Here is a 23,150-nt window from a genome sequence, read left to right on the forward strand (position 1 = left end):
TTATTTGCTTTTTTCACTCGTCTCAAGGGTGCCAGACGGAAACGAGACCGTCAAGAAACAAGCGGTCGGCACCAAGTTCGTGAATGATCTCGCCGCCATAGTCGGGCAGGCCGAGCGCACTGCCGATGGTTCGCGCCATCGCTTTCGAGAACAGGAAGCCGCTGCTTTCCGCGTCCTTCCACTCCACCACCTTGAGCTTGGCGTCGACGCCCTTGGTCGCGAGCCAATCGATCGCTTCGGTCTCGCCGCCGACCGCGTCGATCAATTTGTTGGCAACAGCCTGCCGGCCGGTGAAGATCGACCCGTCGGCCAGGGCCAGCGCCTCGGGCTTGGTCATGTTGCGGCGCTCGGCGACGACGCCGACGAACCAGTCGTAGCTGTCCAGGATGAGCTTGCGGACCATGGTGCGCTCGTGGTCACTGGTCGGCTTGAAAGGCGATGGCGAGGCTTTCAGCGGCGAGGATTTCACTTCCTCGAGCTTGATGCCGAGCTTGTCCATAAGGCCGCTGACGTCCGGATACTGGATCAGCACGCCTATCGAGCCGACGATCGACGATTTGCGCGCGACAATATGATCGGCCGCGGTGGCGATCATATAGCCCGCCGATGCGGCCAGCGTGCCGACCTCGGCCACCACCGGCTTCTCGGCGGCCAGCTTGCGAACTGCCTCGTAGATCGATTCGCCCCCGACGGTGGTGCCGCCCGGTGAATCGATCGACAGGATCACCGCTTTCACCCTTGAGGATTGACGGATGGTCTCCAGTTGTTTGATCAGGTCTTCGTCTTCGGTAATGGTGCCCTCGATCTTGACCTTGGCGATATGGTCGACCGCCGTGCCGGTGAAGTCGTCACCGTAAATCCAGCTCGAAAAGGCAATCAGCCCGGCTGCTGCGACAACAAGCGCTGCAACGCGCCAGAATGTCAGCTTGCGGCGCAAGCGGCGGCGGTCGATCAGGTCGTCGGCTCTCAGTGCCATGGTCAGCCTCATAGTCGGTGGAAGCAGATGCTTTTAAAGCAACCATCCGCGCCCGGCTACCGATTCCTGACGAGCTTGCGCCAAAGACAGGTCTCGACGTTCGCGAACCGGCGTTTCAAGAGATGTTAAGACCAATCCACAGGCCCCTAACGCTGCCCGCCTGTATCTGGTATGACATGCAAGTTGTGCCGGTTTCATTTTCGTTTGTGCAACAGCAACCGTCACACTTTTGCGGTTTTCCTCCGCTTGTGCTTGCTTGAGGGCGCCGGCATCCCACCTATAGGGGTGCTTGGCGGCAGGGGTTTAAAAGAAAGCAGTTATGTTAGCGCGACCGATTGAACCGACCAACACCGAGACGGAGTTGGCTCCCCCGGACGTAGGCCCGGCGCGGGTCGACGCCTTCGGCATTGCCCAGCGCCATTCGCGCCGCGTGCGGATATTGAAGCTGGCGGTGCCGCTGGCCGCTGCCGCGATCGCGGTCGCCTTCCCGGTCTATTCCTATCTCGCGGCGCCTGGCTCAATTCAGGTCCAGGCCGACGGCAGCGCCTTCGCCAACGGCAAGCTGGTGATGGCCAATCCCAAGCTCAACGGGTTCACCAAGCAGAAACTGCCCTATTCCATGACGGCCTTGCGCGCCATACAGGACGTGACCAAGCAAGGAATCATCAACTTGGAGGGCATCGACGCCAAGCTGCCGATATCGACCGACAATGTGGCGGCCATCAATGCCTCGCACGGCACCTATAATCGCGATGGCAACACGATGAGCCTGACCAGCGATGTCACCATAACCACCACCGATGGCTTGGCGGCAAAGTTCAAATCAGTCTTTCTCGACATGGGCAAAGGCACTATGAAGACGAACGATCCGGTCGACGTCAGCCGCGGCGGGTCGCGGATCACCGCAGAGTCGATGTCGATCCAAGACAACGGCAAGATCGTGGTTTTCGAGAACAGAGTGCGTGTCAACATCGATCCCGCCAGCTTGAAGGCGGCAGAGGCAATGAGCGGAGAATCCAATGCGGTTCAGTAGTTCGACACGGCTCGTGGCCGCAGCTTCGGCGTTGCCGGCCCTTGGGTTGGCTTTGGGGCTGGTCCTGGGGTTGGGGACGGCGCCGGCTCTGGCGCAGTCCAAGGCCACCAGCCAGCTATCGGGCCTCAAACTGTCCGGCGACAAGCCCATCCAGATCGAAAGCGATAAGCTCGAGGTCCGCCAGGCGGATAGCGTCGCCGTGTTCACAGGCAATGTGAGCGTCGTCCAGGGTCCGACCTTGCTCAAGGCCGGCAAGATGACGGTCTATTACGTCAAGGATGCCGACGCTGACGCCAAGGATGCACAGGCCGCAGGTGCCGCGATGACCGGCTCGGCCAACATCGACCGCCTGGAGGTCGCCAACAAGGTCTATATCAAATCGGACGACCAGGTCGCCACCGGCGACAGCGGCACCTTCGACATGAAGACGGAAGTGCTGGTGCTTTCAGGCAGCAAGGTCGTGCTTTCGCAAGGTGACAATGTATTGGTCGGCTGTAAGCTCACCGTGCAGATGAAGAGCGGCCTGGCTCAGGTCGACGCCTGCGGGGGCCGCGTCATGATGTCGATCACGCCGCCGGCGAAGTCGGGAGCGGCGAACCCCTGATGGTCGACGTAGCATCGCTGATGGCGCGTCTTCCAGGACGCGTCGCCAGCAAACTTGCGGCACCGGCCACGGTCAGCGTCGACCAGGTAAAGTTCAAGGGAACCTTGATCGCCAAGGGCCTGACCAAGAGCTACAAGGGCCGCAAAGTTGTCAGCGGCGTGACGATCGGCGTGCGCGCCGGTGAGGCGGTCGGACTGCTCGGTCCCAATGGCGCCGGCAAGACGACCTGCTTCTACATGGTCACCGGCCTTGTGCCGGTCGACGAAGGCACAATCGAAATCGACGGCTTCGATGTCACCTCGATGCCGATGTACCGCCGCGCCCGCCTCGGCATCGGCTACCTTCCGCAGGAAGCGTCGATCTTTCGCGGCTTGAGCGTCGAGCAAAACATCCGTGCCGTGCTCGAAGTGGTCGAAAAGAACCGCAAAAAGCGCGAACACAGTCTCGACGAACTGCTCGATGAGTTTCACATCAGCCATCTGCGCAAAGCCCCGTCGCTGTCGCTTTCCGGCGGCGAGCGGCGGCGCCTTGAAATCGCGCGCGCACTGGCGACCCGCCCCGCATACATGCTGCTCGACGAGCCTTTCGCTGGCATAGATCCGATCGCCGTCGCCGATATCCAGCAACTCGTGCGTCATCTGACGGCGCGTGGCATCGGCGTGCTCATCACCGATCACAATGTCCGCGAGACGCTCGGCCTGATCGACCGCGCCTACATCATCCATGCCGGGCAGGTGCTGACCCATGGCCGGGCCGACGAAGTGGTCGCAAACCCGGATGTGCGGCGGCTTTATCTCGGTGAGGGATTTACACTCTAAGCGGGAAAATTCTCCTCGAAACGCGATTTTTGGCGCGAGACCAGCCTTTTTTCTCCGATTTCTCTTCCAAATAAAGCAGCGACAGGCGAGTTTTGATCGCCGTCGCCTTGACAAGCAAAAGCCGGGCCAGTTTCTATGCCCGACTCCTTCCGGCAGTCCGGGTGCGTAGACAGGGCGTTTGAAACCGAACCATGGCGTTGGCGGCAAAACTACAGCTACGACAATCCCAGTCGCTGGTGATGACGCCGCAACTCATGCAGTCGATACGGCTGCTGCAGTTCACCCACATCGAGCTGGAACGCTTCATTGACGACGAGATCGAGCGCAATCCTCTGCTCGAGCGCGCCGAGCCGCAGGACGATCCCGTCAGCGACCAGGCGCAGAAGATCGATGCCGCGCCGGAAACGGCCACCGACGGCGATTGGTTCGAGAAGGAAACGGCGTGGAGCGCCGAGGCGATCTCGGAAAAGCTCGATACTTCGCTTGAAAACCTATTTCCCGACGACCCCGGCATCAGCGAGCGGCTCGGTCCCGACCTGACGGCTCAATGGAAGTCGGCATCCGGCAACGGTTCCGCGTCCTCTTCCGACGGCTTCGACGTCGGAGACATGGCGGCCGCCGCCATCACGCTGCGCGAGCATGTCGGCGAACAGGTCGCGCTTGCCTTCGCCGACCCGGCAGCACGCCTGATCGCCAGCGAACTGGCCGATGGCCTCGACGAGGCCGGCTATATGCGCGCCGACATGGCCGAGATCGCCGCCCGTCTCGGCACCGACCGAGCGGCGGTGGCGAATGCGCTCGCGGTCTGCCAGACATTTGAGCCCGCCGGCATCTTTGCCCGCGACCTCGCCGAATGCCTGTCGCTGCAGCTTGCCGTCCGCGACCGGCTCGATCCGGCGATGAAGGCTTTGATCGCCAATCTCGAACTCTTGGCGCGGCGCGATTTCCAGACCCTGAAACGGATTTGTGGGGTCGACGAGGAGGATCTGCTCGACATGCTGGCCGAGATACGTGCGCTCGATCCGCGCCCGGGCATGGCGTTTTCGGCGGGCGCCAGCGACGCGATCATCGCCGATGTCGAAGTGCGGGCGGCTAATGACGGAAGCTGGGTGATCGAACTCAACCCCGAAACGCTGCCGCGCGTGCTGGTCGACCATATCTATTTCGCCCAGGTTTCACCGCATGCGAAAAACCAGACGGAAAAGGATTTCCTGGCAGAATGCCTGCAAAACGCCAACTGGCTGACGCGCAGCCTCGACCAGCGGGCAAAGACCATTCTTAAGGTTGCCTCAGAAATCGTGCGCCAGCAGGACGCCTTCCTCATCCATGGCGTGCGTCACCTGAAGCCGCTCAACCTGCGCACGGTGGCCGACGCCATCGGCATGCACGAATCGACCGTCAGCCGGGTCACCACCAACAAATACATGCTGACGCCGCGCGGCGTGTTCGAACTGCGCTATTTCTTCACCGCGTCGATCGCTTCGTCGGCTGGCGGCGATGCGCATTCGTCTGAAGCGGTGCGCGACCGCATCAAGCAGTTGATCGATGAGGAGAAACCTGCCGACGTGCTTTCCGACGACGCGATTGTGGATATGTTGCGGGAAAGTGGCGTCGATATCGCCAGGCGCACGGTCGCCAAGTATCGGGAGGGCATGAATATTCCCTCGTCGGTGCAGCGGCGGCGTGAAAAACGCGCTTTGGCCAGCGCCGGACGTTGATCTCCGACGGAATTTCCACAACTTTCGCGCTTCATTGACAAGCCGCAATGAAGTGGCTAGAAGCCCGCCCGCATGGGACGGGCTACTGCCCGCATGCGGATGGTCCGTCACGACGTTGGCCACGGGACGGTCAAAGAAGGCGGCTTGTGATCAACCGGAAAGTTCGGATTTAAAATCGGCGCAAGTGACGCCGCAAAGCTTGTGCGCACAGACCACGGGTATAAACTCGGGACAGTTTGAAGCCTGAGCAAGGAAGGTCAGTTTTCAGATGACACTGCGCATATCAGGAAAACACATGGACATCGGCGATGCGTTCCGTACGCGCATCAACGACCGTGTCGGAGAAGTGATCGGGAAATATTTCGATCGGGGCTTTTCAGGGCAAATTGTAGTCGTCAAATCGGGGTCGCGCTACACGGCCGATTGCATGATCCGGCTGGATTCCGGCGCTTCGCTGCAGGCGACCGGTGAAGCCCAGGACCCGACGCTCGCTTTCGAGGCGGCGGCGGATCGCCTCGAAACCCGCCTTCGGCGCTACAAGCGTCGGCTGAAGTCACATAATTCAGGCAATGCCAACGGCGAGCTCACCGACATCGCCTATACGGTGATGGCGCCGCTTGCCGACGACGACGAGGAAATACCGGAGAATTTCGCGCCAGCCATCGTCGCCGAATCAACCATGACGCTGCGGACCATGTCGGTGGCGTCAGCCGTGATCGAGCTCGACACCAAGGACAGCCCGGTTCTCGTCTTCCGCAATGCCGGAACCGAGCATCTCAATATCGTCTATCGCCGGCCGGACGGAAATATCGGCTGGATCGACCCGTCTACGACCAAGGTCGCGCAGGGATGACGGCCAAGGCCGCACTGGGATAAAGCACCAAGCCGCACGCGAGAGTGAGGGCTGGCGACGGTAGGCGAACGAGGGATTTCAAGTATGGATCTGAGCGATCTCATCAACGTTCCGGCAATCTTGCCGGCGTTGAAGGCGAACTCCAAGAAGCAACTGCTGCAAATGCTGTCCGAAAGGGCTGCGGCGATTGCCGGCATTCCGGAACGGGAGGTGTTCGACACCATCCTGCAGCGTGAACGGCTGGGCTCGACCGGTGTCGGCAATGGCATTGCCATTCCGCATGGCAAGCTGGCGGGGGTGAAGCGGATCGCCGGGGTTTTCGCCCGGCTGGAGACGCCGGTCGATTTCGAGGCGCTGGACGACCAGCCGGTCGATCTGGTGTTCCTGCTTTTGGCGCCCGAAGGCGCCGGCGCCGACCACCTCAAGGCGCTGTCGCGCATCGCGCGGGTGCTGCGCGACGCCGACACGGTGGCCAAGATAAGGGGCACCCGCGACGCCGCAGCGATCCACGCGCTTTTGTCGGACACGCAGGCCTCGCATGCAGCCTGAGCTTTTTTGATCAGATCCGTTGAAGGGCCGCCGTGAGCGGCCCTGTCCGTTTCCAATGAGATCGCTGCGCCGTATTGTTAGTGGATGGGGACAGGGGTCAGGTCGTTCTCCAGGGCGCCAGCCAGCGCTCTGTCACGAGCGTCTGAAAGCAGGATCGGCTGGCCATTGGCGGCAAACAGGGCCCACAGTTCCAGGCCGGGCGCGATTTCGCCGAGGCCCGGGAAACGGCCGCGCAGATCGTCGCTCGACACTTTCCTGAGATAGGCGACCGAGCCTTCGCCGAGATGGGCGAATTCGCCGCTGGTCATGATGAGGTTTTCGTCAGTTCTGGTCATTTCAAGCCTCCTTGGCGCGAGGACGCCGCTCAAGGCCGCCTCGCATGAGAGCCATTTGAGCGCCGTGTGTCCAATTGGACACACAAAGGACGCTCTAACACTTCAATTTGCTGCATCATGCTTTCGGAAAATCGGTTCCGATTTTCCGGCCGATGCAGTGGTAAGGATCAGTCTTTCACCGATATATTTATTTTCCGTACCATCCGTTCGGATTCGGGCCGATCGAGATCGATCGCCAAAAGGCCGTTCTTCAGCTCCGCTGCGATCACCCGCATGCCGTCGGCCAGCACGAAACAGCGCTGGAACTGGCGTGCGGCAATGCCGCGATGAAGGAATTCGCGCTCGGTGTCATCGTTCTGACGGCCGCGCACGACCAACTGGTTCTCCTCCGTGGTCACATCGAGATCGTTTTCGGCGAAACCGGCGACAGCGAGCGTGATACGCAGCCTTTCGGCCTTCCCGTCTGCACCGCTGAGGCGCTCGATGTTGTAGGGAGGGTAGCTGTCACCCGACTTCGCCAGACGTTCCAGGGTCTTTTCCATGGCGTCGAAACCCAGGAGCAGCGGGCTAGAAAAAGGCGTCATTCGGCTCATGTTACACTGTCCTCTCAAGAGCGACATAAAGTGGAAAAACCCAGATGGCATTTTTCCCGATGGCCTTGATATGGTCCGCCCCGCGGTCAAGTTCAAGCCGTCAAAAGCCCCGCCCAAAAAGACTCCCCAAACAAGGAATTGAAATGCCCGAATCCCGCAAGATCATCATCGACACGGACCCCGGCCAGGATGATGCCGTCGCCATTTTGCTGGCACTCGGCAGCGCCGAGTTGGAGATCGTCGGAATGACCGCCGTTGCCGGCAACGTGCCGCTGAGGCTCACCGAAAAGAACGCACGCAAGATCTGCGAACTGGCTGGCAGGCCAGACATCAAAGTCTATGCCGGCGCCATCCGCCCTTTGGCGCGTGAACTGGTCACCGCCGAGGAGGTGCATGGCGAGACCGGTCTCAATGGACCGCAATTGCCCGAACCGACAATGAAGCTGCAGGACCAGTATGCCGTCGATTTCATCGTCGAGACACTGATGAAGGAAGAGAGCGGCACGATCACGCTCTGCGCGCTCGGGCCGCTCACCAACATAGCGCTGGCGCTGATCCGCGAGCCGAAGATCGCACCGCGCATCAAGGAAATCGTACTGATGGGCGGCGGCTTCTTCGAAGGCGGCAATGTCACCCCGACCGCCGAATTCAACATTTATGTCGACCCGCATGCCGCCGATGTCGTGTTCAAATCCGGCATCCCAATCGTCATGATGCCGCTCGACGTCACCCACAAGGCGCTGACCACGGCCAAGCGCACCCAGGCCTTCCGCAAGCTCGGCACCAGAGTCGGCACGGCTACGACGGAGATGCTGGAATTCTTCGAGCGCTTCGACGAAGAGAAATACGGCACCGATGGCGGACCGCTGCACGACCCTTGCGTCATCGCTTATCTGTTGAAGCCGGAGCTCTTCAGGGGCCGCAACTGCAACGTTACCGTGGAAACCGCCTCGGAGCTCACCATGGGCATGACCGTGATCGACTGGTGGGGCGTGACCAAGCGACCGAACAACGCCATGGTGATGCGCGACATCGACCACGATGCGTTTTTCGCGCTGCTGCTGGAAAGGCTGGGGCGGCTTTAGAGCCGCTCACTCACTCATCGAGCAATTGGTACGTTTCGGTGCCATTGAGACGGTACCGCCGCTCGATCGCAACTTCTGATCCGATCGCTCGCGGCATTGCTGCGTTACCATATACGAATACCAGAAGGTCATTTTCGTTGAGACGGATTCCGTACTGATAACGGAATCCTCTTCCGATCCATGCTTCGGGGCTCGGAGGAACATTGAGAACGTTGACCACAGTGCCAGTCGTCGACTCCACATCGACGATTGGGCTGCTCCGCCTTGCAATAAGTGCGCCGATTGCCAGAATGCAGACACCGACCACAAGGCTGGTGATGACGATGCCCCGGAGATTTTCCCGCAGTATTAGCAAGGTGAGGGCCAGCCGCGCTCTTGCCATACGGTTCACTCCGGAAACCGGTAGAAGACGAAGCCGTTGTCGCGCGTGACGCGCTCTATGGCGACACGCGCACCCATAAGATGCGGCCGATCGTCGTCGATGAAGACAGATGAACAGTCCTCGAACAGCATATAGACACTCTGGCCTTTGCCCCAATGCGGACTTTTGACCGTGGCATCGATTGGCTCGACCGAGCGGATCGGGCTGGCGTCATTCGTCCACTTGTGCGGATCCAAGGCAAGCAACGCCACAAACAACGATGCGATCAGGATCACGCCGATCGCGTGCCTTTTCACATCCGCAAAAGTCCATGGCACCGGCATGAATCCCCAGCCATCGATTCATGTGGTGCACAGAAGGCCGACTTTCAATCGGCCTTCCTGTCCAGGAGATCGCTGGTTGCGTCCCGGCTCTCGGCCGCCGTTACTTCGCCTTTGAAAACGCCAGCCACAGGCCGCCGCCGATCAGGAAACTGCCGCTGATTCTGGACATGAGCTTGATGCGGCCGGCCGAGAGCAGGCGTCCGGCGCGGCCGGCGGCCAGCGCGAAGGTCGAATCCGACACGGCGGCGAAGATTAGTGCGGTGAGACCCATGACGAGGATCTGCAACGCGTAGTTACCTTCAGGGGCGACGAACTGCGGAAAGAAGGCGCCGAAGAACACCAGCGTCTTGGGATTGCTGATCGCCACCAGCAGGCCTTGCAGGAAGAAGCCGCCGCGCGGTGTCTTCGCCGATCCGTCCGCGTTCAGCTTGCGCTTGGAGCGGAACATCTGCACACCCATCCAGATCAGATAGGCAGCGCCAATCAGCCTGACCCATTCGAACCAATGGCCCATGCCCGCGATCAGCGAAGTCAATCCGATGCCGACAATGGCAATCATGATGGCCAGCCCGGCCTGCGTGCCGGCGACGTTGGCGAGGCCGGCGCGGGAGCCATGGCGGATGCTGTTGGCGATGATCAGCGTGACCGTCGGTCCAGGCACCAGGACAATGACGATACAGGCAACGACATAAGTAGCGTAGAGTTCCAGTGACATGGTTTTCCTCGACAGTATGCGGCTTGCGACGCGGCCGACCGTGATCAATGCATGACAGCAACGCAGGTGCAAGCCGGCAGCACATGTCGCTGGCAGCCCTGACCTGGATTTTAGGCTCCGGCCTGCCATGGCAGCGTCGTCTCGTAGGCCGCCGCCGCTCTCAGCACGGCCATGTCGCCGCGCGGCCGTCCGATCAATTGCATGCCCATCGGCCTGCCTCTGGCATCGAAGCCCGCCGGTACGTTGACCGCAGGGCAGCCGCCCAGCGTGGCGAACGCTGAAACCTGCATCCAGCGGTGATAGCTGTCCATGGCACGCCCGGCCACTTGCGTCGGCCAGTGGGTGGAGACCTCGAAGGGGAAGATCTGCGCAGTCGGCAATGCGACGAGGTCGAAGCGGTCGAAGAGCGATAGTAGGGTTTTGTGCCAGGACGAGCGCCTCACCGTGGCGGCGTGGATCTGCGGCGCCGTGAGCTGAAGCGCGTGTTCCACCTCCCACACGGCCTCCGGCTTCAGAAGACTGCGTTTCAGGGGATCGTCGTAATGCGCCTTGAGCGCACAACCGCTGCTCGCCTGGCGCAGCGTCACAAAGGCCTGCCACAGCGCTTCGAAGTTGAAATCAGGTACCAGCGCTTCCGTCTGAAAGGATACGTCGGCGAATCGGCCGAGCGCGGCCTCGCAAAGCTGTAGAATGCCGGGTTCAACCGGAAGATGGCCGCCAAGATCGCCGAACCAGGCGATGCGGCCGCCGGTCGTCGGCGTTCGAAGCCCTTCGAGGAACGAGCCGAGCTTGTGATGTGAGAGCGGCGCGCGAGGGTCGTAGCCAGCCTGCTCGTCGAGCAGCAGCGCCATGTCGCGCACGTTGCGGCCCATCGGCCCTTCGACTCCCATCTGCGCGTGAAAGACGTCAAGCTCGCCGGCCGGGACAAGTCCCTGCGACGGACGGAAGCCATAGACATTGTTATAGGCGGCCGGGTTTCGCAGCGAGCCGCCAAAGTCGCTGCCGTCGGCGACAGGCACCATGTCGAGCGCCAGTGCGACCGCCGCGCCGCCGCTCGAACCGCCGGCGGTCAGGGCCGGATCGAAAGCGTTGAGCGTCGGACCGAACACGGTGTTGTAGGTGTTGGAGCCAAGGCCAAATTCGGGAACGTTGGTCTTGCCGATGATGATGGCGCCGGCCTTGCGGACGCGTTCGACGAAGAAATCGTCTTCCTGCGGCACGAAATCGGCGAAGATCGGCGAGCCGAAGCTGGTTCTGAGGCCCTTGGTCTGCGCGAGATCCTTGATGGCGATCGGCAGGCCGAACAGGGACCCGGCATGTTCTGCACGCGCCAGATGGCTGTCCGCCCTGTCGGCCTCGCGCAGGATGTCGCCGCGCTCGCGCAGCGAGACGACGGCGTTGACCAGCGGGTTCACGGCGTCGATCCGGTCGAGGAATGCCGTCATCACCTCGCGCACCGACAACTGCCGGCGCCGGATCGCGTCGGCAAGATCCACGGCGGACAGGCGGCAGATATCGCCGGCGGGCGGCACGGCGTGTTTTGTGGCCGGACGCATGGCTCTCACCTAGCTGGCGGATTTTGTAGCGCCACGTCGACTTCCTTCGCCAGCGGGATCGCCGGCTGGGCGCCGGGTTTCAGGCAAGCCAGCGAACCAGCGGCTGCGGCACGGGCGAGCACCTGATCGAGCGGCAGGCCGGATGACAGCCCGGCGGCGAAGTAGCCGCAAAACGTGTCGCCGGCGCCGACCGTGTCGACAGGGGTGATCTTCAGCGCCGGAACCATCAGAAGATCGGCTGGCGTGGCAGCCAGAACGCCGTCACCGCCGAGCGTGACGACGATTGTGCGGCCGGTCTTCCCGGCGTAATCGCGCATCCGCGCCGGGCGATCACGGCCGCTCAACGACAGCGCCTCGCCATAGAGGTCGAATTCGGTTTCATTGGCGACGACATAGTCGGCCTTGCCGAGGAAGGCGGCCGCCTCGCCACGGAATGGTGCCGTGTTAAGCACGGTGACGGTGCCTGCCGCCCGTGCGACGTCCAGTGCTGCTTCGACAGTCTGAAGCGGGATCTCAAGCTGCAACAGCACGACATCGCCCTTTTTCATGAAAGCCTTGGAAAGGTCGCCTGTCACGACCGAGTCATTGGCGCCGGGCACCACGGCAATCACGTTCTCGCCGTCGTCGGCGACCATGATCAATGCCGTGCCGGTCGAGGCGAAGGTCTCGCCGACACCGGAAAGGTCGATCTTGCCGTCCCGCAGCAGCGCCAGCGCTTCAGTGGCGAAGTTGTCCTTACCGACCGCGCCGACCATGCGCACTTTGGCGCCGGCGCGCGCCGCGGCCAGCGCCTGGTTGGCGCCCTTGCCGCCGGGTGCGGTGGTGAAGCCGGAGCCCCGAACCGTCTCGCCCGGTGCGGGCAAGCGGTCGACATTGGCGATTAGATCGAGGTTGATCGAGCCGATAACGATTATCAAGTGGTGCCTCCCTGCTGACGCGTCGTGCTTTCCGAAAATCGGAGTCGATTTTTGGAAAGTACGATGCGTAGAAAGTGCTAGAGCGTACTTTCCGAATGGACGCACGTCGCTCTAATTGCGCGGGAAGCTACTCCGTAAGGCCGCTGCTTGCCAGACCGCGCGAGATGAACTCGCGCGCTGGCGCCCGAATCTATGGGCGTTTCATCAAGAACCAACGTGTCCCGCTTCCCAGCCAAGGATGGCGCGTTTGCGGGTCAGGCCCCAGTGGTAGCCGGTGAGCGCGCCTGATTTGCCGAGAGCCCGGTGGCACGGCACCACGAAGGACATCGGATTGGCGCCGACCGCGGCACCCACCGCCCGGCTGGCACTCGGTGCGCCGATGCGGGCGGCGATCGAGGAATAGGTGCAGGCCTTGCCCATCGGAATGCGCAGCAGAGCCTCCCAGACGCGGACCTGAAAGTCGGTGCCGATCAAGACGACGCGCAGCGGCTGGTCGGCGCGCCAAAGTGCCGGGTCGAAGATGCGCGCGCCATAGGGCGCCGTCGCGGCCATGTCCTCGACATAGGTTGCGTTCGGCCAGCGGGCGGACATGTCGGCAAAGGCCGCGCGCTCGCCGCCGGCATCGCTGAAGGCGAGGCCGGCAAGCCCACGGTCGGTGACCATGATCAGGGCAATGCCGAAGGGCGAGATGTGGTAGCCGTATCGGATCGTCAGCCCGGCGCCGCGGGTCTTGTAGTCACCCGGCGACATCGCCTCGTGAGTGACGAAAAGGTCGTGCAACCGGCCGGGGCCTGACATGCCGACCTCGAAAGAGGTCTCGAGCAGCGGCATGCCGGAATAGAGCAGTTTGCGCGCGTGGTCTAGCGTGACAGCCTGGAGGAAGGCCTTGGGCGACAGGCCGGCCCAGCGGGTGAAGAGCTTCTGCAGGCCGGTCGGCGTCTCGCCGACTTCCTCGGCCAGTATTTCGAGCGACGGCTGGTCACGGTAGTCAAGGCTGATCTTCTCGATCGCGCGCCGAACAACTTCGTAGTCACCGCCTTCGGGTGTGATGTCTTTCTGAAGGACTGCTGTCGTCTTGAGAGGCATTTGGGCGTTCATGGGACTATCTCCTTGGCCGTGAATATCGGCCTTCGCGGCGCCGATCACCACCCGAAACTTGCCTTCTTGCCGCTCTTCCCCAGATGGAATTGGCTTCGGGAAACGAGCCGATGATGGCTGGCTAAAAGGTGCATCTCCCCAAGGAGAAGGAGAAGGAGACGCTGCTAATCACCGTCTTGACAAGGCACTGGAGACGGCCTCAATCGCTGCTGAAAGACCATTTCGCGGACGAGGCGGTTTGCTCAGCGCGCTTTCGCGGTCGCCAAGGCGCGCGAAAAGGCTGACGCAAAGCTCTCGCGGTCGTCGGGATTGAGGAAACCGCCGATCGGCACATTCTGCCCTTGTGCTTCCACCGCCATCCTGGTGATGCCGATCTCGGCGTGGTGGGCGACCGAAAAACGCGCCCAGAACGGATTGAAGCGATGCGCTTCCGATTTGCCTGACGGCGCGGTCTTGCGGATGTCGAGGCTGGTGCGCGAGACCGACACTTCCTCGCGGGCGCGGGCGGCACGATAGTTGGCGCGAAAGGCGATGTAGACGGCGATGACGTCGAGACCGAGGAAGCCGAACACCGGCCAGGCACCGCGCGACAGGAAAAACGCTCCGGTCACCAGCGAGCCGAACAGCAGAGCGCCCATCAGGATGGCAAAGCCGGTTTTGCCCAGCGACCGATGCGGTATCAGCAACGCCTGGAAGAATGGCTCGTCGGCCTCACATGAGGCGTTTGTGTCGCTCATGACGGGATATTATAGGAAGGGAATGACGAGCCCCAAGCCCAAAAATTCCTCTACACCCAAAAATGAACCGCTCCCCGGCCGACGCGACGGCGCGAACGCCAAACCGCGTGCCCGGCCGGTGCGGTCCTCCTACAGCCCGGCCGAGGTGCACGAGATTTTCCGACGCTTTTCCGTTCAGCGGCCCGAGCCGAAGGGCGAGCTCGAACATGTCAACGCCTTCACGCTGCTGGTGGCGGTGGCGCTTTCGGCACAGGCGACCGATGTCGGCGTCAACAAAGCAACGCGGGCGCTGTTCAAGGTCGCCGACACGCCGCAACAGATGCTGGCGCTCGGCGAGGCCAAGGTCGGCGAGTATATCCGCACCGTCGGGCTTTGGCGCAACAAGGCCAAGAACGTCATTGCGCTGTCGGAAGCGCTGATCCGCGACCATGGCGGCGAGGTGCCTGACGACCGCGACCAGCTGGTCAAGCTGCCGGGCGTCGGGCGCAAGACCGCCAATGTCGTGCTCAACATGGCCTTCGGCCAGCACACGATGGCGGTCGACACGCATATCTTCCGCATCGGCAATCGGCTGGGACTGGCGCCCGGCAAAACGCCGGAACAGGTAGAGCAGGGGCTGTTGAGGATCATTCCGGACGAATATATGCGCCACGCGCATCATTGGCTGATCCTGCATGGCCGCTACGTCTGCAAGGCGCGCAAACCGGATTGTCCGGTCTGTGTGATCGCTGACATCTGCAAGGCCGAGGAGAAGACGAATGATGTTCCGGCGCCGCTGGTCGAAATTGCGCCGCTCGAACCCGTAGGCGAAGTTCAATAGCCGTGGCCGCGCGCCATCGCCGCGGCGAAGACCGGGATCAGCAGGAAGATGAAGGCTTCGGCGCGGACATAAGTTCGAACGGATGCAAGTTGCGCCGCCGGCACTTGAAAACCGGGGTTGGCCGAGGCCTGCCTGTTCCAGGAAACAAAGCGGACCGTCGGAATGATCGACAGCAGCCCGACGATGACGAAGGCCGCCATCTTTGCCCAGAACACCCAGTTGTAGACGTAGAATTCCCAACCCTTCAGGCCGTAGATGACGCGGCCGATGCCGACGACGATGATCAGCATGGCGATGATGCCGTAATGGCGATCGATGCCGACAAGCCGCCGAAGCGTCGCGGCGGGCAGATCGCCGCGGATCAGGACAAATTCGGCGCCGATGATGCCCGCCAATGAAAACACCAGCAGATGATGAAAGACGGCAAGCAGAAGATCGGAGGTATCCATGCCCTTTTTCCTTCGTCTGACGGTACAGCGGACGCTGAATCAGCTGCTGGTGAAAAGTAGCACCGCTGGGCAGGATTCACATTGGGCTGGAAGATGATCTGCACAGGCTTTGGCTCTTGTCTGGTGCAGGCGATTTGGATCTCTGTCGCATATCGCTGTCCCCCAAACCGCCGAGCACTGGGCGACATGCATCTAAGCACACAGGCAAAACGCAACCGAGGGATGACACATGGGTAATCCACAGGCGCTCGTCGCTCCCGTCATCGAAACGCCGCGCACCGTGCTGCGGCCGCACCAGCTCGATGATTTTGATGCCTATGTCGCGATGTGGGCCGATCCGGCCGTCACCCGCTTCATCGGCGGCAAGCCGCGCACGCGCGAGGAAAGCTGGATGCGCTTCCTGCGTCATGCCGGCCTGTGGTCTTTGCTGGGCTATGGCTTTTGGGCGATCGAGGACAAGGCGACCGGCCGCTTCATCGGCGAAGCCGGCTTTCACGATCTGAAGCGCAACATCGTGCCGTCGATCGAAGGCGTTCCGGAAGCTGGTTGGGCGCTGGTCCCGAGCGCCCACGGCCAAGGCTTCGCCAGCGAAGTCGTCGGACGGGTTCTCGCCTGGGGCGACGAGGCATTCGGGCGCGCAAGGACTGTCTGCATCATCGATCCGGAAAACACCGCTTCGCTGAGCGTCGCGGCCAAATGCGGCTACAGCGAAGTGTTGCGGACCACCTATCACGACGATGCGACGATCCTGCTGGAACGGCAGCCTTGAGGGTTGCGGTCTGTCATCCTGTGGTTCTGATCGGGCCGAATCGAGGCTTTCTAGGCCTGCCGCTTCAGCACCGGCGTTCCGTTTAGGCTTTTAGGGCCGCCTGTTCGAGCATCGAGGCGTCTTCGCCGAAAGCGCGGGTGGCGCGCGCGGCCGCCTCGATCAGCGGCTTTTTCATGCGCTGAAGAAAAGCCGCGTCGACGCGCGTGCTCGGGCCTGACAGCGTCAACGCACCGATCAAGGTGTGCCCCGGCCCGAACACTGGTGCCGAAACGCCCGCCGTCTCGGGGTCGCGATCGCCGACCGACAAACAATGGTAGGTTTTGCGGATCGTCTCGTAAGGCTCGCCCTGCTGACCGGAAAACGCCGCAAGTACGCGGCCGCCCGTACCGGCCAGCAGGGGCAGCACGTCACCTTCCCGTATGGTGTAGCGGATGGGATGCTTGGATTCGACGCGGTAGAGGCAGGTGCGCACGTCGCCCGAGCGGACATAGAAAGCGATGCTTTCCCAGCTTCGCTCGGCCAGATCGCGCATGATCGGCAGCAGGATGTCGATCGCCACGACCGAACGCTGGTATAGGGCACCCAGCCGGAAGGTGGCAGGGCCGATACGATAGCGGCCATCGTCGAGACGCTCCAGCAACTGCCCGCGCAGCAATGAGTTGGCCAGCCTCAGGATCGTGCTCTTGTAGAGGCCGGTCCGCGCCGCGATTTCGGCTAGGCTGAGCGACCGGTCGGCGGTAGCGAAAGCATCGAGGATGGCGATCGCACGGTCTAGCGCGGCAACACCGTTGGTCGACGCAGGCTTGGATTGTGTTACGGTCATCTGCTTGATCACGTCGTTCCGTTCCCGGTTGGACAGAAGGGCCGATCGGAGCAACTATGCCGCGTGCAGACAGTTCTGTCCAGTAGAATGCCGTTCCTGTTGACAGAACAAGACAAAGGCTGCATGAATTTTTGTCGAGCGGGTCTGGATTCAGGCTACGTTGCTGGCAGGCACCAGAGGAGGTGTCGTGATTGGAGGAATCCCATGCTGAACAGACGCAGATTTTTAATGAGCACCGCCGCTGCCGGCGCCGCCGGTTTCGCAGCGTTGCATCTCTCCCCCGCTTTTGCGCAGGATGCGCCGCAGCTCCAGATCTTCGTGCCTGCAGCGCCCGGCGGCGGCTGGGATCAGACGGCGCGCACGATGGACCAGGTGCTGCGCAGTGAGAAGCTGATCTCCGGTTCGCAGATCACCAATGTCGGCGGCGCCGGCGGCACGGTCGGCCTGCCGCAATTCATCAGCCAGTGGAACGGCAAGGGCAATTCGCTGATGGTTGCCGGCATGGTCATGGTTGGCGCCATTATCGCCAACAAATCGGCAAACAATCTCACCGAAGTCACGCCGATCGCCCGCCTCACCGGCGAATTCGAGGCGCTTGTGGTGCCGTCGGGCTCGCCGTTCAAGACCGCAGCAGATTTCGTCGCCGCCCTCAAGGCCGATCCGACCAAGGTTCCGGTGGCTGGCGGTTCGGCCGGCGGCTCGGACCACATATTGTTCGGCCTTATCGCGAAGACGGCCGGTGTTCCGGCGGCCAACCTCTCCTACGTGCCGTTCGCCGGCGGCGGCGAGGCACTGTCGGCGCTTCTCGGCAACCAGGTCGCGGCCGGCATCTCCGGCTATGGCGAGTTCTCCGAACAGGTCAAGGCAGGCGCGCTTCGGCTGCTTGCCATTTCCGCGGACGAGCGCCAGGAAGGCATCGACGCACCGACGCTGAAGGAAGCCGGCATCGATGTCGAATTGTTCAATTGGCGCGGCGTCTTCGCACCGCCTGGCGTTTCCGACGCCGACAAGGCGGCAATGATCACGCTGGTCGAGACCATGGCCAAAAGCGATGCCTGGGCCACCGAATGCAAAAACCGCAACTGGACACAAATCCTGCTCACCGGCGACGACTATGCCAAATTTCTCGCCGAAGACACGGCCCGGATCGCAGCCATCCTCAAGGACCTCGGCCTTGCCTGATGTCCTCGGAAAGGGGCGGTCTGCACTGCCCCTTTCCGATCTTCGCCAGCCGCATGGACATACGATCCGGCGCGAGTGAAACTGCGGTAAGGTCGGCTGTGGGAGACCGGCCTATCCAGGGAGGACGATCATGAGCACCAGCGACCAGCAGGCGGCGCGGCCGCGCCTTGCCGTGCCCGAATTGCTGATCGGCATCGGGCTTCTCGCCTGCGCCGGCGCAGTTGCCTGGCAAACCCTGTCGATTCCGGTGTCGCCGCTCTACTCGAAGGTCGGCCCCACCGTCTTCCCCTACATCACCATGGTCGGCATGACGATCCTTTCCCTCCTGCTGATCGTCGCTGCCCTGCGGGGCGGCTGGCAACCGGAGGAAGAAAAGGAAACGCCGACCGACTGGAAGGCGATGGGCATCGTCGCCGTCGGATTGGTCGCGAACCTTGTGCTGATCCAGCCGCTTGGCTTCACCGCGGCCTCGGTGATCATGTTCGTTCTCATTTGCCACGGGTTCGGCAGCAGACATCCGCTGCGTGATGTGCTGCTCGGCCTGATCTTGGCGCTTGCCGCCTATTTCGGCTTCGCCAGGGCGCTCGGCGTCAATATCGGCGCCGGCTTCATCGAGAACCAGCTGAACACGGGTCTAGATTCGATTATCCGTATGTTGAGAGGCTGAAGCCATGGAAACGCTCAGCCATCTCGCGCACGGATTTTCGGTCGCTTTTACGCCGGTCAATCTCATGTGGTGCCTGCTCGGCACGACACTGGGGACCGCGATCGGCGTGCTGCCCGGCCTCGGACCGGCGCTGACCATCGCGCTGCTTTTGCCGATCACCTATCAGGTGGCACCGGAAGCATCCTTCATCCTGTTTGCCGGTATCTATTACGGCGCCATGTATGGTGGTTCGACGACATCGATCCTGCTCAACACGCCGGGCGAAAGTGCGACCATCGTCACTGCGCTGGAAGGCAACAGGATGGCCCGTTCCGGCCGCGGCGGCGCGGCACTTGCCACATCGGCGATCGGCTCCTTCGTCGCCGGCACTCTCGGCACGCTGGGTGTCGCTTTCCTTGCCCCGGTCGTGGTCAAATTCGCGCTGTCTTTTGGCCCGGCCGAATATTTTTCGCTGATGGTGCTGGCCTTCATCACGGTTTCGGCGGTGCTCGGCTCATCGTCGGTGCGTGGCCTGACCAGCCTGTTCGTCGGCTTCGTCATCGGCATGATCGGCGTCGATCTGCAGACCGGCCAGCCGCGCTTCACCTTCGGCATGAGCCAGTTGCTCGACGGTGTCGACGTGATCGTCGTCGCCGTCGGCCTCTTTGCGGTCGGCGAGACGCTCTACATGGCCTCGCGCCGCTATGCCGGCAAGGACGAGATCGTGCCGCTGAAGGGATCGCTCTACATGACCGCCGCCGAATGGGCGCGCTCGTGGAAAGCTTGGCTGCGCGGCGCCCTGGTAGGCTTCCCGATCGGGGCTCTGCCGGCTGGCGGCGCCGAAATCCCGACGTTCCTGTCCTATGCGATGGAGAAGAAGCTCTCCAAACACAAGGAGGAGTTCGGCACGACCGGCGCCATCGAAGGCGTTGCCGGCCCGGAGGCCGCCAACAACGCATCGGCCGCCGGCGTGCTGGTGCCGATGCTGACGCTCGGCCTGCCGACCTCGGCGACGGCCGCGATCATGCTGTCGGCCTTCCAGAGCTATGGCATCAACCCCGGGCCGATGCTGTTCATGACGCAGGCCAATCTGGTCTGGGGGCTGATCGCCAGCCTGTTCATCGCCAATGTCATTCTCGTCATCCTCAACCTGCCGCTGATCGGGTTGTGGGTGCGGCTGCTGAAAATCCCGGCGCCGCAGCTCTATGCCGGCATCCTGGTGTTCGCCACGGTCGGCACCTACGGTATTTCGCAGTCGCCGACCGACCTCGTCATCCTCTATCTGCTCGGCGGGGCCGGATTCCTGATGCGGCGCTTCGATTTCCCGACGGCGCCGGTCATCATCGGCATGATCCTGTGGCCACTCGCCGAGACCCAGTTCCGCCGTGCGATGACCATCTCGAACGGCGACTGGTCGGTGTTCTATACGCATCCGCTGTCGCTGACGCTGCTGACGCTGGCGTTCATCGGGCTGATCGGGCCGCATATCTGGGCCTACATCGAGCACAGGCGCAGGCGTGGACCCGAGCATGTGCCGGGCGATGCCTGATCTGTTTGTGAGACCATGACCGATCTGCTGTCCGGTATCCGCGTCCTCGACCTGACCAATGTTCTGGCTGGCCCTTACTGCGCCTATCAGCTGGCGCTGCTCGGGGGTGACGTGATCAAGGTCGAGGCGCCGCAAGGCGGCGACCTGGCGCGCCAGCTCGGCGGCTCGCCGGAACTCAACAGTGCCGGAATGGGCGCTTCGTTCCTGGCGCAGAACGCCGGCAAACGCTCGGTGGTGCTCGATCTCAAGCAAGAGGCCGGTCGCGAACGCTTTCTCGATCTGGTCGCCTCCGCCGACGCGCTGGTCGAGAATTTCCGCCCCGGCGTGATGGACCGGCTGGGGCTTGGCTTTGCGAGGCTGAAGGAGGTCCGCCCCAGCCTTGTCTATTGCGCGATTTCGGGCTTCGGCCAGACCGGGCCGATGCGCGACAATCCTGCCTACGACCAGATCATCCAGGGCCTTTCAGGCATCATGAGCATCACCGGCACACCGGAGACCGCGCCGCTGCGTGTCGGCTATCCGGTCGCCGACACGCTGGGCGGGCTGGTCGGGGCGTTCGCCATCGCCGCGGCACTCGTGAAGCAGAAGACGACAGGCGAGGGCGCCTTCCTCGACGTGTCGATGCTCGAATGCACGCTCTCTGCGCTGGGCTGGCCGGTCTCCAACTACCTGACGGCTGACGTCGAGCCGCAGCCGATGGGCAATGAGAACATGACGGCTGCACCTTCCGGGACATTTCGCACCGGCGACGGTCTGCTCAACATCGCCGCCAACAAACAGGAGCAGTTCGTGGCGCTCTGCCGGCTGGTCGGGCTGCCGGAGCTGGCGTCAGACCCGCGCTTTGCCGAGCGCGAGACGCGCAAGCGCAACCGCATCGCCCTGAAGGCACTGATCGAGGATGCCCTGGCGAACAGCTCGGCCGCAGCCTGGGAGGAGACGCTCAATCGCGCAGGCGTGCCGGCGGGCAGGGTGCTGACGATCCCGCAAGTGCTGGCCGAGCAGCAAGTGATCGAGCGCGAGATGACCACCCGTTTCGATGGCATGCCGAATATCGACCGGCCGCTGACCGTCGTGCGCGGCGGGTTCATGGTCGATGGTGCGGCACCCTTGCCGACCAAACCGCCGCCGGCGCTGGGCGAGCATATGGACGAGGTGTTTGCCGGTCTGCCGCCGCGCGTCAAGAAAAGGGCGCAGGGATGAGCGACGCGAGGACATGAGCAACGTTGAGAAAAAAACCGGCCGCGAGCGCGGCGAGGAATGGTGGCAGACCGATATCATCGAAATGCGCCCTGGCGTGATCCGGCTGCGCGGCTATGAGATCCAGGACCTGATCGGCCGCGTCAGCTTTCCGGCGATGATCTGGCTGATGCTGCGCGGCGAACTGCCTGGTAAGGAGCAGGCGGCGCTGCTCGGCATCGCGCTCGGTGCCGCCGTCGACCACGGGCCGCAGGCGCCGTCAATCGCCATTGCCCGCATGGCGGCTACCTGCGGCGTCGGCATCAACAGCGCCATGGCCTCAGCCATAAATGTGCTTGGCGACGTGCATGGCGGCGCTGGCGAGCAGGCGCTTGCCTTCTACGGCGACATCGCCGCGGCACTGGACGCAGGAGTGACGCTTGCCGATGCCGTCGCGGCGCGGCTCGATCGTATCTTCGCCGAGGAAAAATCCTATGTGCCGGGGCTCGGGCACCGCTTCCACCCGGTCGATCCGCGGGCGCCGCGCCTCATTGAGCTGACCCGCGATTTTGCCGCGCGCGGCATCATCAGTGGACGTTTCGCCGACATCGCCGAGGCTGTTGAGGCCGATGTCACGCGGCGCAAGGGCAAGAAGATCCCGCTCAACATCGACGGCGCCACCGCCGTCATCTATGGCGAGCTCGGCTTTCCGCCGCCGCTGACACGCGGCCTTTTCGTGCTCTCGCGCTCGGTCGGCATATTGGCGCATGCGTGGGAACAGTCGCAACAGAGCGGCCGCAACAAGGGACCACTGCCACGCGAATGGTTGTGGGCCTATACCGGCACGCCGGTGCGGCCTTTTCCTCAGGGAGATGACGACTCCAAATGAGGCTTTGGTTCTAGTTCGCCAGCGGGCGCTGGTTGGGGAATTTTCAAGTCCTTCAGCAGCGTTGAAAGGTCGGGCTCATCGATGAGCACTGCTGCGTCTCCCGGCGTCAGCCATGCTCGCTGCCGCCTTTTGGCTTCCTGCCAATTGGCCAACTCCTCCGTCACCGCCAGCAGGTAGACGATGACGTCGACGCGGACGAAGCGGTTTGTCAGCCGCTTCCAGTAGGAATAGGTGCCGGCCGGCTGCTTCAGCGTCTTGCCGAGGACGCCGGCTTCCTCCTGCGCTTCGATGGTGGCTGCCTTGCGCCCACTCTTGCCCTTCATCGGCCAGCCCTTGGGCACGATAAAGCGCCTTGTCGATATCGAGGTGACCAGCATCACCTCGACGTTGCCATGCTCGCTCAGCCGAAAAGGAATCGCCGCGACCTGACGGATCCGCTCGCCCTTCCTCGCCTTGCGTACAACCTTCTTCTTGGTGGCTGCCATTCCCGAGATCCAATCAGGGCAGTGCCCAAGCACAAAGGCACGTTGCGAAAATCAAAACCGATTTGATGCT

27 protein-coding genes are annotated in these 23,150 nt (G+C 62.5%); 14 read left to right on the forward strand and 13 right to left on the reverse strand.

Features of this window, described 5'->3' with window-relative positions; genetic code table 11:
• Positions 1 to 22 precede the first annotated feature (22 nt).
• Positions 23 to 976: a signal peptide peptidase SppA gene (gene sppA / locus A9K68_RS08285; protein WP_065010165.1), complete on the reverse strand. Its 954-nt coding sequence runs from the start codon at positions 974 to 976 to the stop codon at positions 23 to 25.
• Positions 977 to 1,295: 319 nt separating this feature from the next.
• On the opposite strand from sppA, the gene lptC reads away from it, so the two are divergent.
• The 6 genes from lptC to ptsN all read left to right on the forward strand — a co-directional run bounded on the left by lptC (position 1,296) and on the right by ptsN (position 6,551).
• The gene (gene lptC, locus A9K68_RS08290) at positions 1,296 to 2,009 is read left to right on the forward strand and encodes an LPS export ABC transporter periplasmic protein LptC (RefSeq protein ID WP_065010138.1); all 714 of its coding nucleotides are present in this window, start codon (positions 1,296 to 1,298) and stop codon (positions 2,007 to 2,009) included.
• Entirely contained in the window at positions 1,996 to 2,613 is a 618-nt protein-coding gene (locus A9K68_RS08295; protein ID WP_065010137.1) for an LptA/OstA family protein, read from the forward strand. The genes lptC and A9K68_RS08295 overlap by 14 nt, the downstream gene beginning before the upstream one ends.
• A complete protein-coding gene (gene lptB / locus A9K68_RS08300) occupies positions 2,613 to 3,431 on the forward strand; it encodes an LPS export ABC transporter ATP-binding protein (protein WP_029348172.1) in 819 nt (272 codons plus the stop codon). Before A9K68_RS08295 ends, lptB begins: the two co-directional genes overlap by 1 nt.
• A 191-nt stretch (positions 3,432 to 3,622) precedes the next feature.
• The gene (rpoN, locus tag A9K68_RS08305; protein ID WP_065010136.1) at positions 3,623 to 5,149 is read left to right on the forward strand and encodes an RNA polymerase factor sigma-54; all 1,527 of its coding nucleotides are present in this window, start codon (positions 3,623 to 3,625) and stop codon (positions 5,147 to 5,149) included.
• 268 nt (positions 5,150 to 5,417) lie between these two features.
• Positions 5,418 to 6,002 (forward strand): ribosome-associated translation inhibitor RaiA, encoded by a 585-nt coding sequence (gene raiA, locus A9K68_RS08310; RefSeq protein WP_065010135.1) that lies wholly within the window; start codon positions 5,418 to 5,420, stop codon positions 6,000 to 6,002.
• An 84-nt stretch (positions 6,003 to 6,086) separates the two neighbouring features.
• Positions 6,087 to 6,551 (forward strand): PTS IIA-like nitrogen regulatory protein PtsN, encoded by a 465-nt coding sequence (gene ptsN / locus A9K68_RS08315; RefSeq protein ID WP_023797448.1) that lies wholly within the window; start codon positions 6,087 to 6,089, stop codon positions 6,549 to 6,551.
• 77 nt (positions 6,552 to 6,628) lie between these two features.
• Here ptsN and A9K68_RS08320 read toward each other — a convergent pair whose 3' ends face one another.
• Positions 6,629 to 6,886: a DUF1150 family protein gene (locus A9K68_RS08320; protein ID WP_029348168.1), complete on the reverse strand. Its 258-nt coding sequence runs from the start codon at positions 6,884 to 6,886 to the stop codon at positions 6,629 to 6,631.
• A 167-nt stretch (positions 6,887 to 7,053) separates the two neighbouring features.
• On the reverse strand, positions 7,054 to 7,479 hold the full coding sequence (locus tag A9K68_RS08325; RefSeq protein ID WP_065010134.1) for an Hsp20 family protein: 426 nt from the start codon (positions 7,477 to 7,479) through the stop codon (positions 7,054 to 7,056).
• Positions 7,480 to 7,622: 143 nt separating this feature from the next.
• Between A9K68_RS08325 and A9K68_RS08330 the strand changes: the two genes are divergently transcribed.
• Positions 7,623 to 8,564, forward strand: a complete 942-nt coding sequence (locus A9K68_RS08330) for a nucleoside hydrolase (RefSeq protein ID WP_065010133.1) — start codon at positions 7,623 to 7,625, stop codon at positions 8,562 to 8,564.
• Positions 8,565 to 8,574: 10 nt separating this feature from the next.
• Here A9K68_RS08330 and A9K68_RS08335 read toward each other — a convergent pair whose 3' ends face one another.
• The 7 genes from A9K68_RS08335 to A9K68_RS08365 form a co-directional block, all read right to left on the reverse strand.
• A complete protein-coding gene (locus A9K68_RS08335; RefSeq protein WP_065010132.1) occupies positions 8,575 to 8,946 on the reverse strand; it encodes a hypothetical protein in 372 nt (123 codons plus the stop codon).
• A 5-nt stretch (positions 8,947 to 8,951) separates the two neighbouring features.
• On the reverse strand, positions 8,952 to 9,242 hold the full coding sequence (locus tag A9K68_RS08340; RefSeq protein WP_246811314.1) for a hypothetical protein: 291 nt from the start codon (positions 9,240 to 9,242) through the stop codon (positions 8,952 to 8,954).
• Positions 9,243 to 9,369: 127 nt separating this feature from the next.
• Positions 9,370 to 9,984: a LysE family translocator gene (locus A9K68_RS08345; RefSeq protein ID WP_065010164.1), complete on the reverse strand. Its 615-nt coding sequence runs from the start codon at positions 9,982 to 9,984 to the stop codon at positions 9,370 to 9,372.
• A gap of 110 nt (positions 9,985 to 10,094) precedes the next feature.
• Complete coding sequence (locus tag A9K68_RS08350; RefSeq protein WP_065012133.1) at positions 10,095 to 11,540, reverse strand: amidase; 1,446 nt, start codon at positions 11,538 to 11,540, stop codon at positions 10,095 to 10,097.
• Positions 11,541 to 11,545: 5 nt separating this feature from the next.
• The gene (locus tag A9K68_RS08355) at positions 11,546 to 12,457 is read right to left on the reverse strand and encodes a ribokinase (RefSeq protein ID WP_065012132.1); all 912 of its coding nucleotides are present in this window, start codon (positions 12,455 to 12,457) and stop codon (positions 11,546 to 11,548) included.
• 204 nt (positions 12,458 to 12,661) lie between these two features.
• Complete coding sequence (locus A9K68_RS08360) at positions 12,662 to 13,555, reverse strand: methylated-DNA--[protein]-cysteine S-methyltransferase (RefSeq protein WP_065012135.1); 894 nt, start codon at positions 13,553 to 13,555, stop codon at positions 12,662 to 12,664.
• A gap of 242 nt (positions 13,556 to 13,797) precedes the next feature.
• Complete coding sequence (locus A9K68_RS08365; RefSeq protein WP_065012131.1) at positions 13,798 to 14,292, reverse strand: DUF2244 domain-containing protein; 495 nt, start codon at positions 14,290 to 14,292, stop codon at positions 13,798 to 13,800.
• Between the two features lie 22 nt (positions 14,293 to 14,314).
• Here A9K68_RS08365 and nth point away from each other — a divergent pair, with 22 nt between their 5' ends.
• A complete protein-coding gene (nth, locus tag A9K68_RS08370) occupies positions 14,315 to 15,112 on the forward strand; it encodes an endonuclease III (protein WP_065012130.1) in 798 nt (265 codons plus the stop codon).
• Here nth and A9K68_RS08375 read toward each other — a convergent pair.
• Positions 15,106 to 15,561, reverse strand: a complete 456-nt coding sequence (locus A9K68_RS08375; protein WP_065012129.1) for a DUF2214 family protein — start codon at positions 15,559 to 15,561, stop codon at positions 15,106 to 15,108. The two genes, nth and A9K68_RS08375, sit on opposite strands and share 7 nt — an antisense overlap.
• Before the next feature lie 229 nt (positions 15,562 to 15,790).
• Between A9K68_RS08375 and A9K68_RS08380 the strand changes: the two genes are divergently transcribed.
• Positions 15,791 to 16,330 carry a GNAT family N-acetyltransferase gene (locus A9K68_RS08380; RefSeq protein WP_065012128.1) on the forward strand — a complete coding sequence of 180 codons (540 nt, stop codon included), beginning with the start codon at positions 15,791 to 15,793 and terminating at the stop codon, positions 16,328 to 16,330.
• A gap of 82 nt (positions 16,331 to 16,412) precedes the next feature.
• Here the strand turns inward: A9K68_RS08380 and A9K68_RS08385 are convergent, their stop codons facing one another.
• A complete protein-coding gene (locus tag A9K68_RS08385; protein WP_065012134.1) occupies positions 16,413 to 17,153 on the reverse strand; it encodes an IclR family transcriptional regulator in 741 nt (246 codons plus the stop codon).
• A 204-nt stretch (positions 17,154 to 17,357) separates the two neighbouring features.
• On the opposite strand from A9K68_RS08385, the gene A9K68_RS08390 reads away from it, so the two are divergent.
• The 5 genes from A9K68_RS08390 (at position 17,358) to A9K68_RS08410 (ending at position 22,595) form a co-directional block, all read left to right on the forward strand.
• Positions 17,358 to 18,335: a tripartite tricarboxylate transporter substrate-binding protein gene (locus tag A9K68_RS08390; RefSeq protein ID WP_065012127.1), complete on the forward strand. Its 978-nt coding sequence runs from the start codon at positions 17,358 to 17,360 to the stop codon at positions 18,333 to 18,335.
• A gap of 130 nt (positions 18,336 to 18,465) precedes the next feature.
• On the forward strand, positions 18,466 to 19,002 hold the full coding sequence (locus A9K68_RS08395) for a tripartite tricarboxylate transporter TctB family protein (RefSeq protein ID WP_023797463.1): 537 nt from the start codon (positions 18,466 to 18,468) through the stop codon (positions 19,000 to 19,002).
• A 4-nt stretch (positions 19,003 to 19,006) separates the two neighbouring features.
• Positions 19,007 to 20,530, forward strand: coding sequence for a tripartite tricarboxylate transporter permease (locus A9K68_RS08400; protein ID WP_065012126.1), 1,524 nt, complete (start codon positions 19,007 to 19,009; stop codon positions 20,528 to 20,530).
• A 15-nt stretch (positions 20,531 to 20,545) separates the two neighbouring features.
• On the forward strand, positions 20,546 to 21,730 hold the full coding sequence (locus tag A9K68_RS08405) for a CoA transferase (RefSeq protein ID WP_065012125.1): 1,185 nt from the start codon (positions 20,546 to 20,548) through the stop codon (positions 21,728 to 21,730).
• A gap of 13 nt (positions 21,731 to 21,743) precedes the next feature.
• Positions 21,744 to 22,595, forward strand: a complete 852-nt coding sequence (locus tag A9K68_RS08410; RefSeq protein WP_065012124.1) for a citryl-CoA lyase — start codon at positions 21,744 to 21,746, stop codon at positions 22,593 to 22,595.
• On the opposite strand, the gene A9K68_RS08415 is transcribed toward A9K68_RS08410, so the two are convergent.
• Positions 22,571 to 23,080, reverse strand: coding sequence for an NUDIX hydrolase (locus A9K68_RS08415; RefSeq protein ID WP_065012123.1), 510 nt, complete (start codon positions 23,078 to 23,080; stop codon positions 22,571 to 22,573). The genes A9K68_RS08410 and A9K68_RS08415 overlap by 25 nt on opposite strands.
• Positions 23,081 to 23,150: the final 70 nt, after the last annotated feature.

Source organism: Mesorhizobium sp. AA22, assembly GCF_001672375.2.
Lineage (GTDB): Bacteria > Pseudomonadota > Alphaproteobacteria > Rhizobiales > Rhizobiaceae > Mesorhizobium > Mesorhizobium wenxiniae.

Bases quoted from the DNA above. Each gene is read 5' to 3' on its own strand.
- sppA (WP_065010165.1), bottom strand. From the start codon at position 976: ATGGCACTGAGAGCCGACGACCTGATCGACCGCCGCCGCTTGCGCCGC.
- lptC (WP_065010138.1), top strand. From the start codon at position 1,296: ATGTTAGCGCGACCGATTGAACCGACCAACACCGAGACGGAGTTGGCT.
- A9K68_RS08295 (WP_065010137.1), top strand. From the start codon at position 1,996: ATGCGGTTCAGTAGTTCGACACGGCTCGTGGCCGCAGCTTCGGCGTTG.
- lptB (WP_029348172.1), top strand. From the start codon at position 2,613: ATGGTCGACGTAGCATCGCTGATGGCGCGTCTTCCAGGACGCGTCGCC.
- rpoN (WP_065010136.1), top strand. From the start codon at position 3,623: ATGGCGTTGGCGGCAAAACTACAGCTACGACAATCCCAGTCGCTGGTG.
- raiA (WP_065010135.1), top strand. From the start codon at position 5,418: ATGACACTGCGCATATCAGGAAAACACATGGACATCGGCGATGCGTTC.
- ptsN (WP_023797448.1), top strand. From the start codon at position 6,087: ATGGATCTGAGCGATCTCATCAACGTTCCGGCAATCTTGCCGGCGTTG.
- A9K68_RS08320 (WP_029348168.1), bottom strand. From the start codon at position 6,886: ATGACCAGAACTGACGAAAACCTCATCATGACCAGCGGCGAATTCGCC.
- A9K68_RS08325 (WP_065010134.1), bottom strand. From the start codon at position 7,479: ATGAGCCGAATGACGCCTTTTTCTAGCCCGCTGCTCCTGGGTTTCGAC.
- A9K68_RS08330 (WP_065010133.1), top strand. From the start codon at position 7,623: ATGCCCGAATCCCGCAAGATCATCATCGACACGGACCCCGGCCAGGAT.
- A9K68_RS08335 (WP_065010132.1), bottom strand. From the start codon at position 8,946: ATGGCAAGAGCGCGGCTGGCCCTCACCTTGCTAATACTGCGGGAAAAT.
- A9K68_RS08345 (WP_065010164.1), bottom strand. From the start codon at position 9,984: ATGTCACTGGAACTCTACGCTACTTATGTCGTTGCCTGTATCGTCATT.
- A9K68_RS08350 (WP_065012133.1), bottom strand. From the start codon at position 11,540: ATGCGTCCGGCCACAAAACACGCCGTGCCGCCCGCCGGCGATATCTGC.
- A9K68_RS08360 (WP_065012135.1), bottom strand. From the start codon at position 13,555: ATGAACGCCCAAATGCCTCTCAAGACGACAGCAGTCCTTCAGAAAGAC.
- A9K68_RS08365 (WP_065012131.1), bottom strand. From the start codon at position 14,292: ATGAGCGACACAAACGCCTCATGTGAGGCCGACGAGCCATTCTTCCAG.
- nth (WP_065012130.1), top strand. From the start codon at position 14,315: ATGACGAGCCCCAAGCCCAAAAATTCCTCTACACCCAAAAATGAACCG.
- A9K68_RS08375 (WP_065012129.1), bottom strand. From the start codon at position 15,561: ATGGATACCTCCGATCTTCTGCTTGCCGTCTTTCATCATCTGCTGGTG.
- A9K68_RS08380 (WP_065012128.1), top strand. From the start codon at position 15,791: ATGGGTAATCCACAGGCGCTCGTCGCTCCCGTCATCGAAACGCCGCGC.
- A9K68_RS08385 (WP_065012134.1), bottom strand. From the start codon at position 17,153: ATGACCGTAACACAATCCAAGCCTGCGTCGACCAACGGTGTTGCCGCG.
- A9K68_RS08390 (WP_065012127.1), top strand. From the start codon at position 17,358: ATGCTGAACAGACGCAGATTTTTAATGAGCACCGCCGCTGCCGGCGCC.
- A9K68_RS08395 (WP_023797463.1), top strand. From the start codon at position 18,466: ATGAGCACCAGCGACCAGCAGGCGGCGCGGCCGCGCCTTGCCGTGCCC.
- A9K68_RS08400 (WP_065012126.1), top strand. From the start codon at position 19,007: ATGGAAACGCTCAGCCATCTCGCGCACGGATTTTCGGTCGCTTTTACG.
- A9K68_RS08405 (WP_065012125.1), top strand. From the start codon at position 20,546: ATGACCGATCTGCTGTCCGGTATCCGCGTCCTCGACCTGACCAATGTT.
- A9K68_RS08410 (WP_065012124.1), top strand. From the start codon at position 21,744: ATGAGCAACGTTGAGAAAAAAACCGGCCGCGAGCGCGGCGAGGAATGG.
- A9K68_RS08415 (WP_065012123.1), bottom strand. From the start codon at position 23,080: ATGGCAGCCACCAAGAAGAAGGTTGTACGCAAGGCGAGGAAGGGCGAG.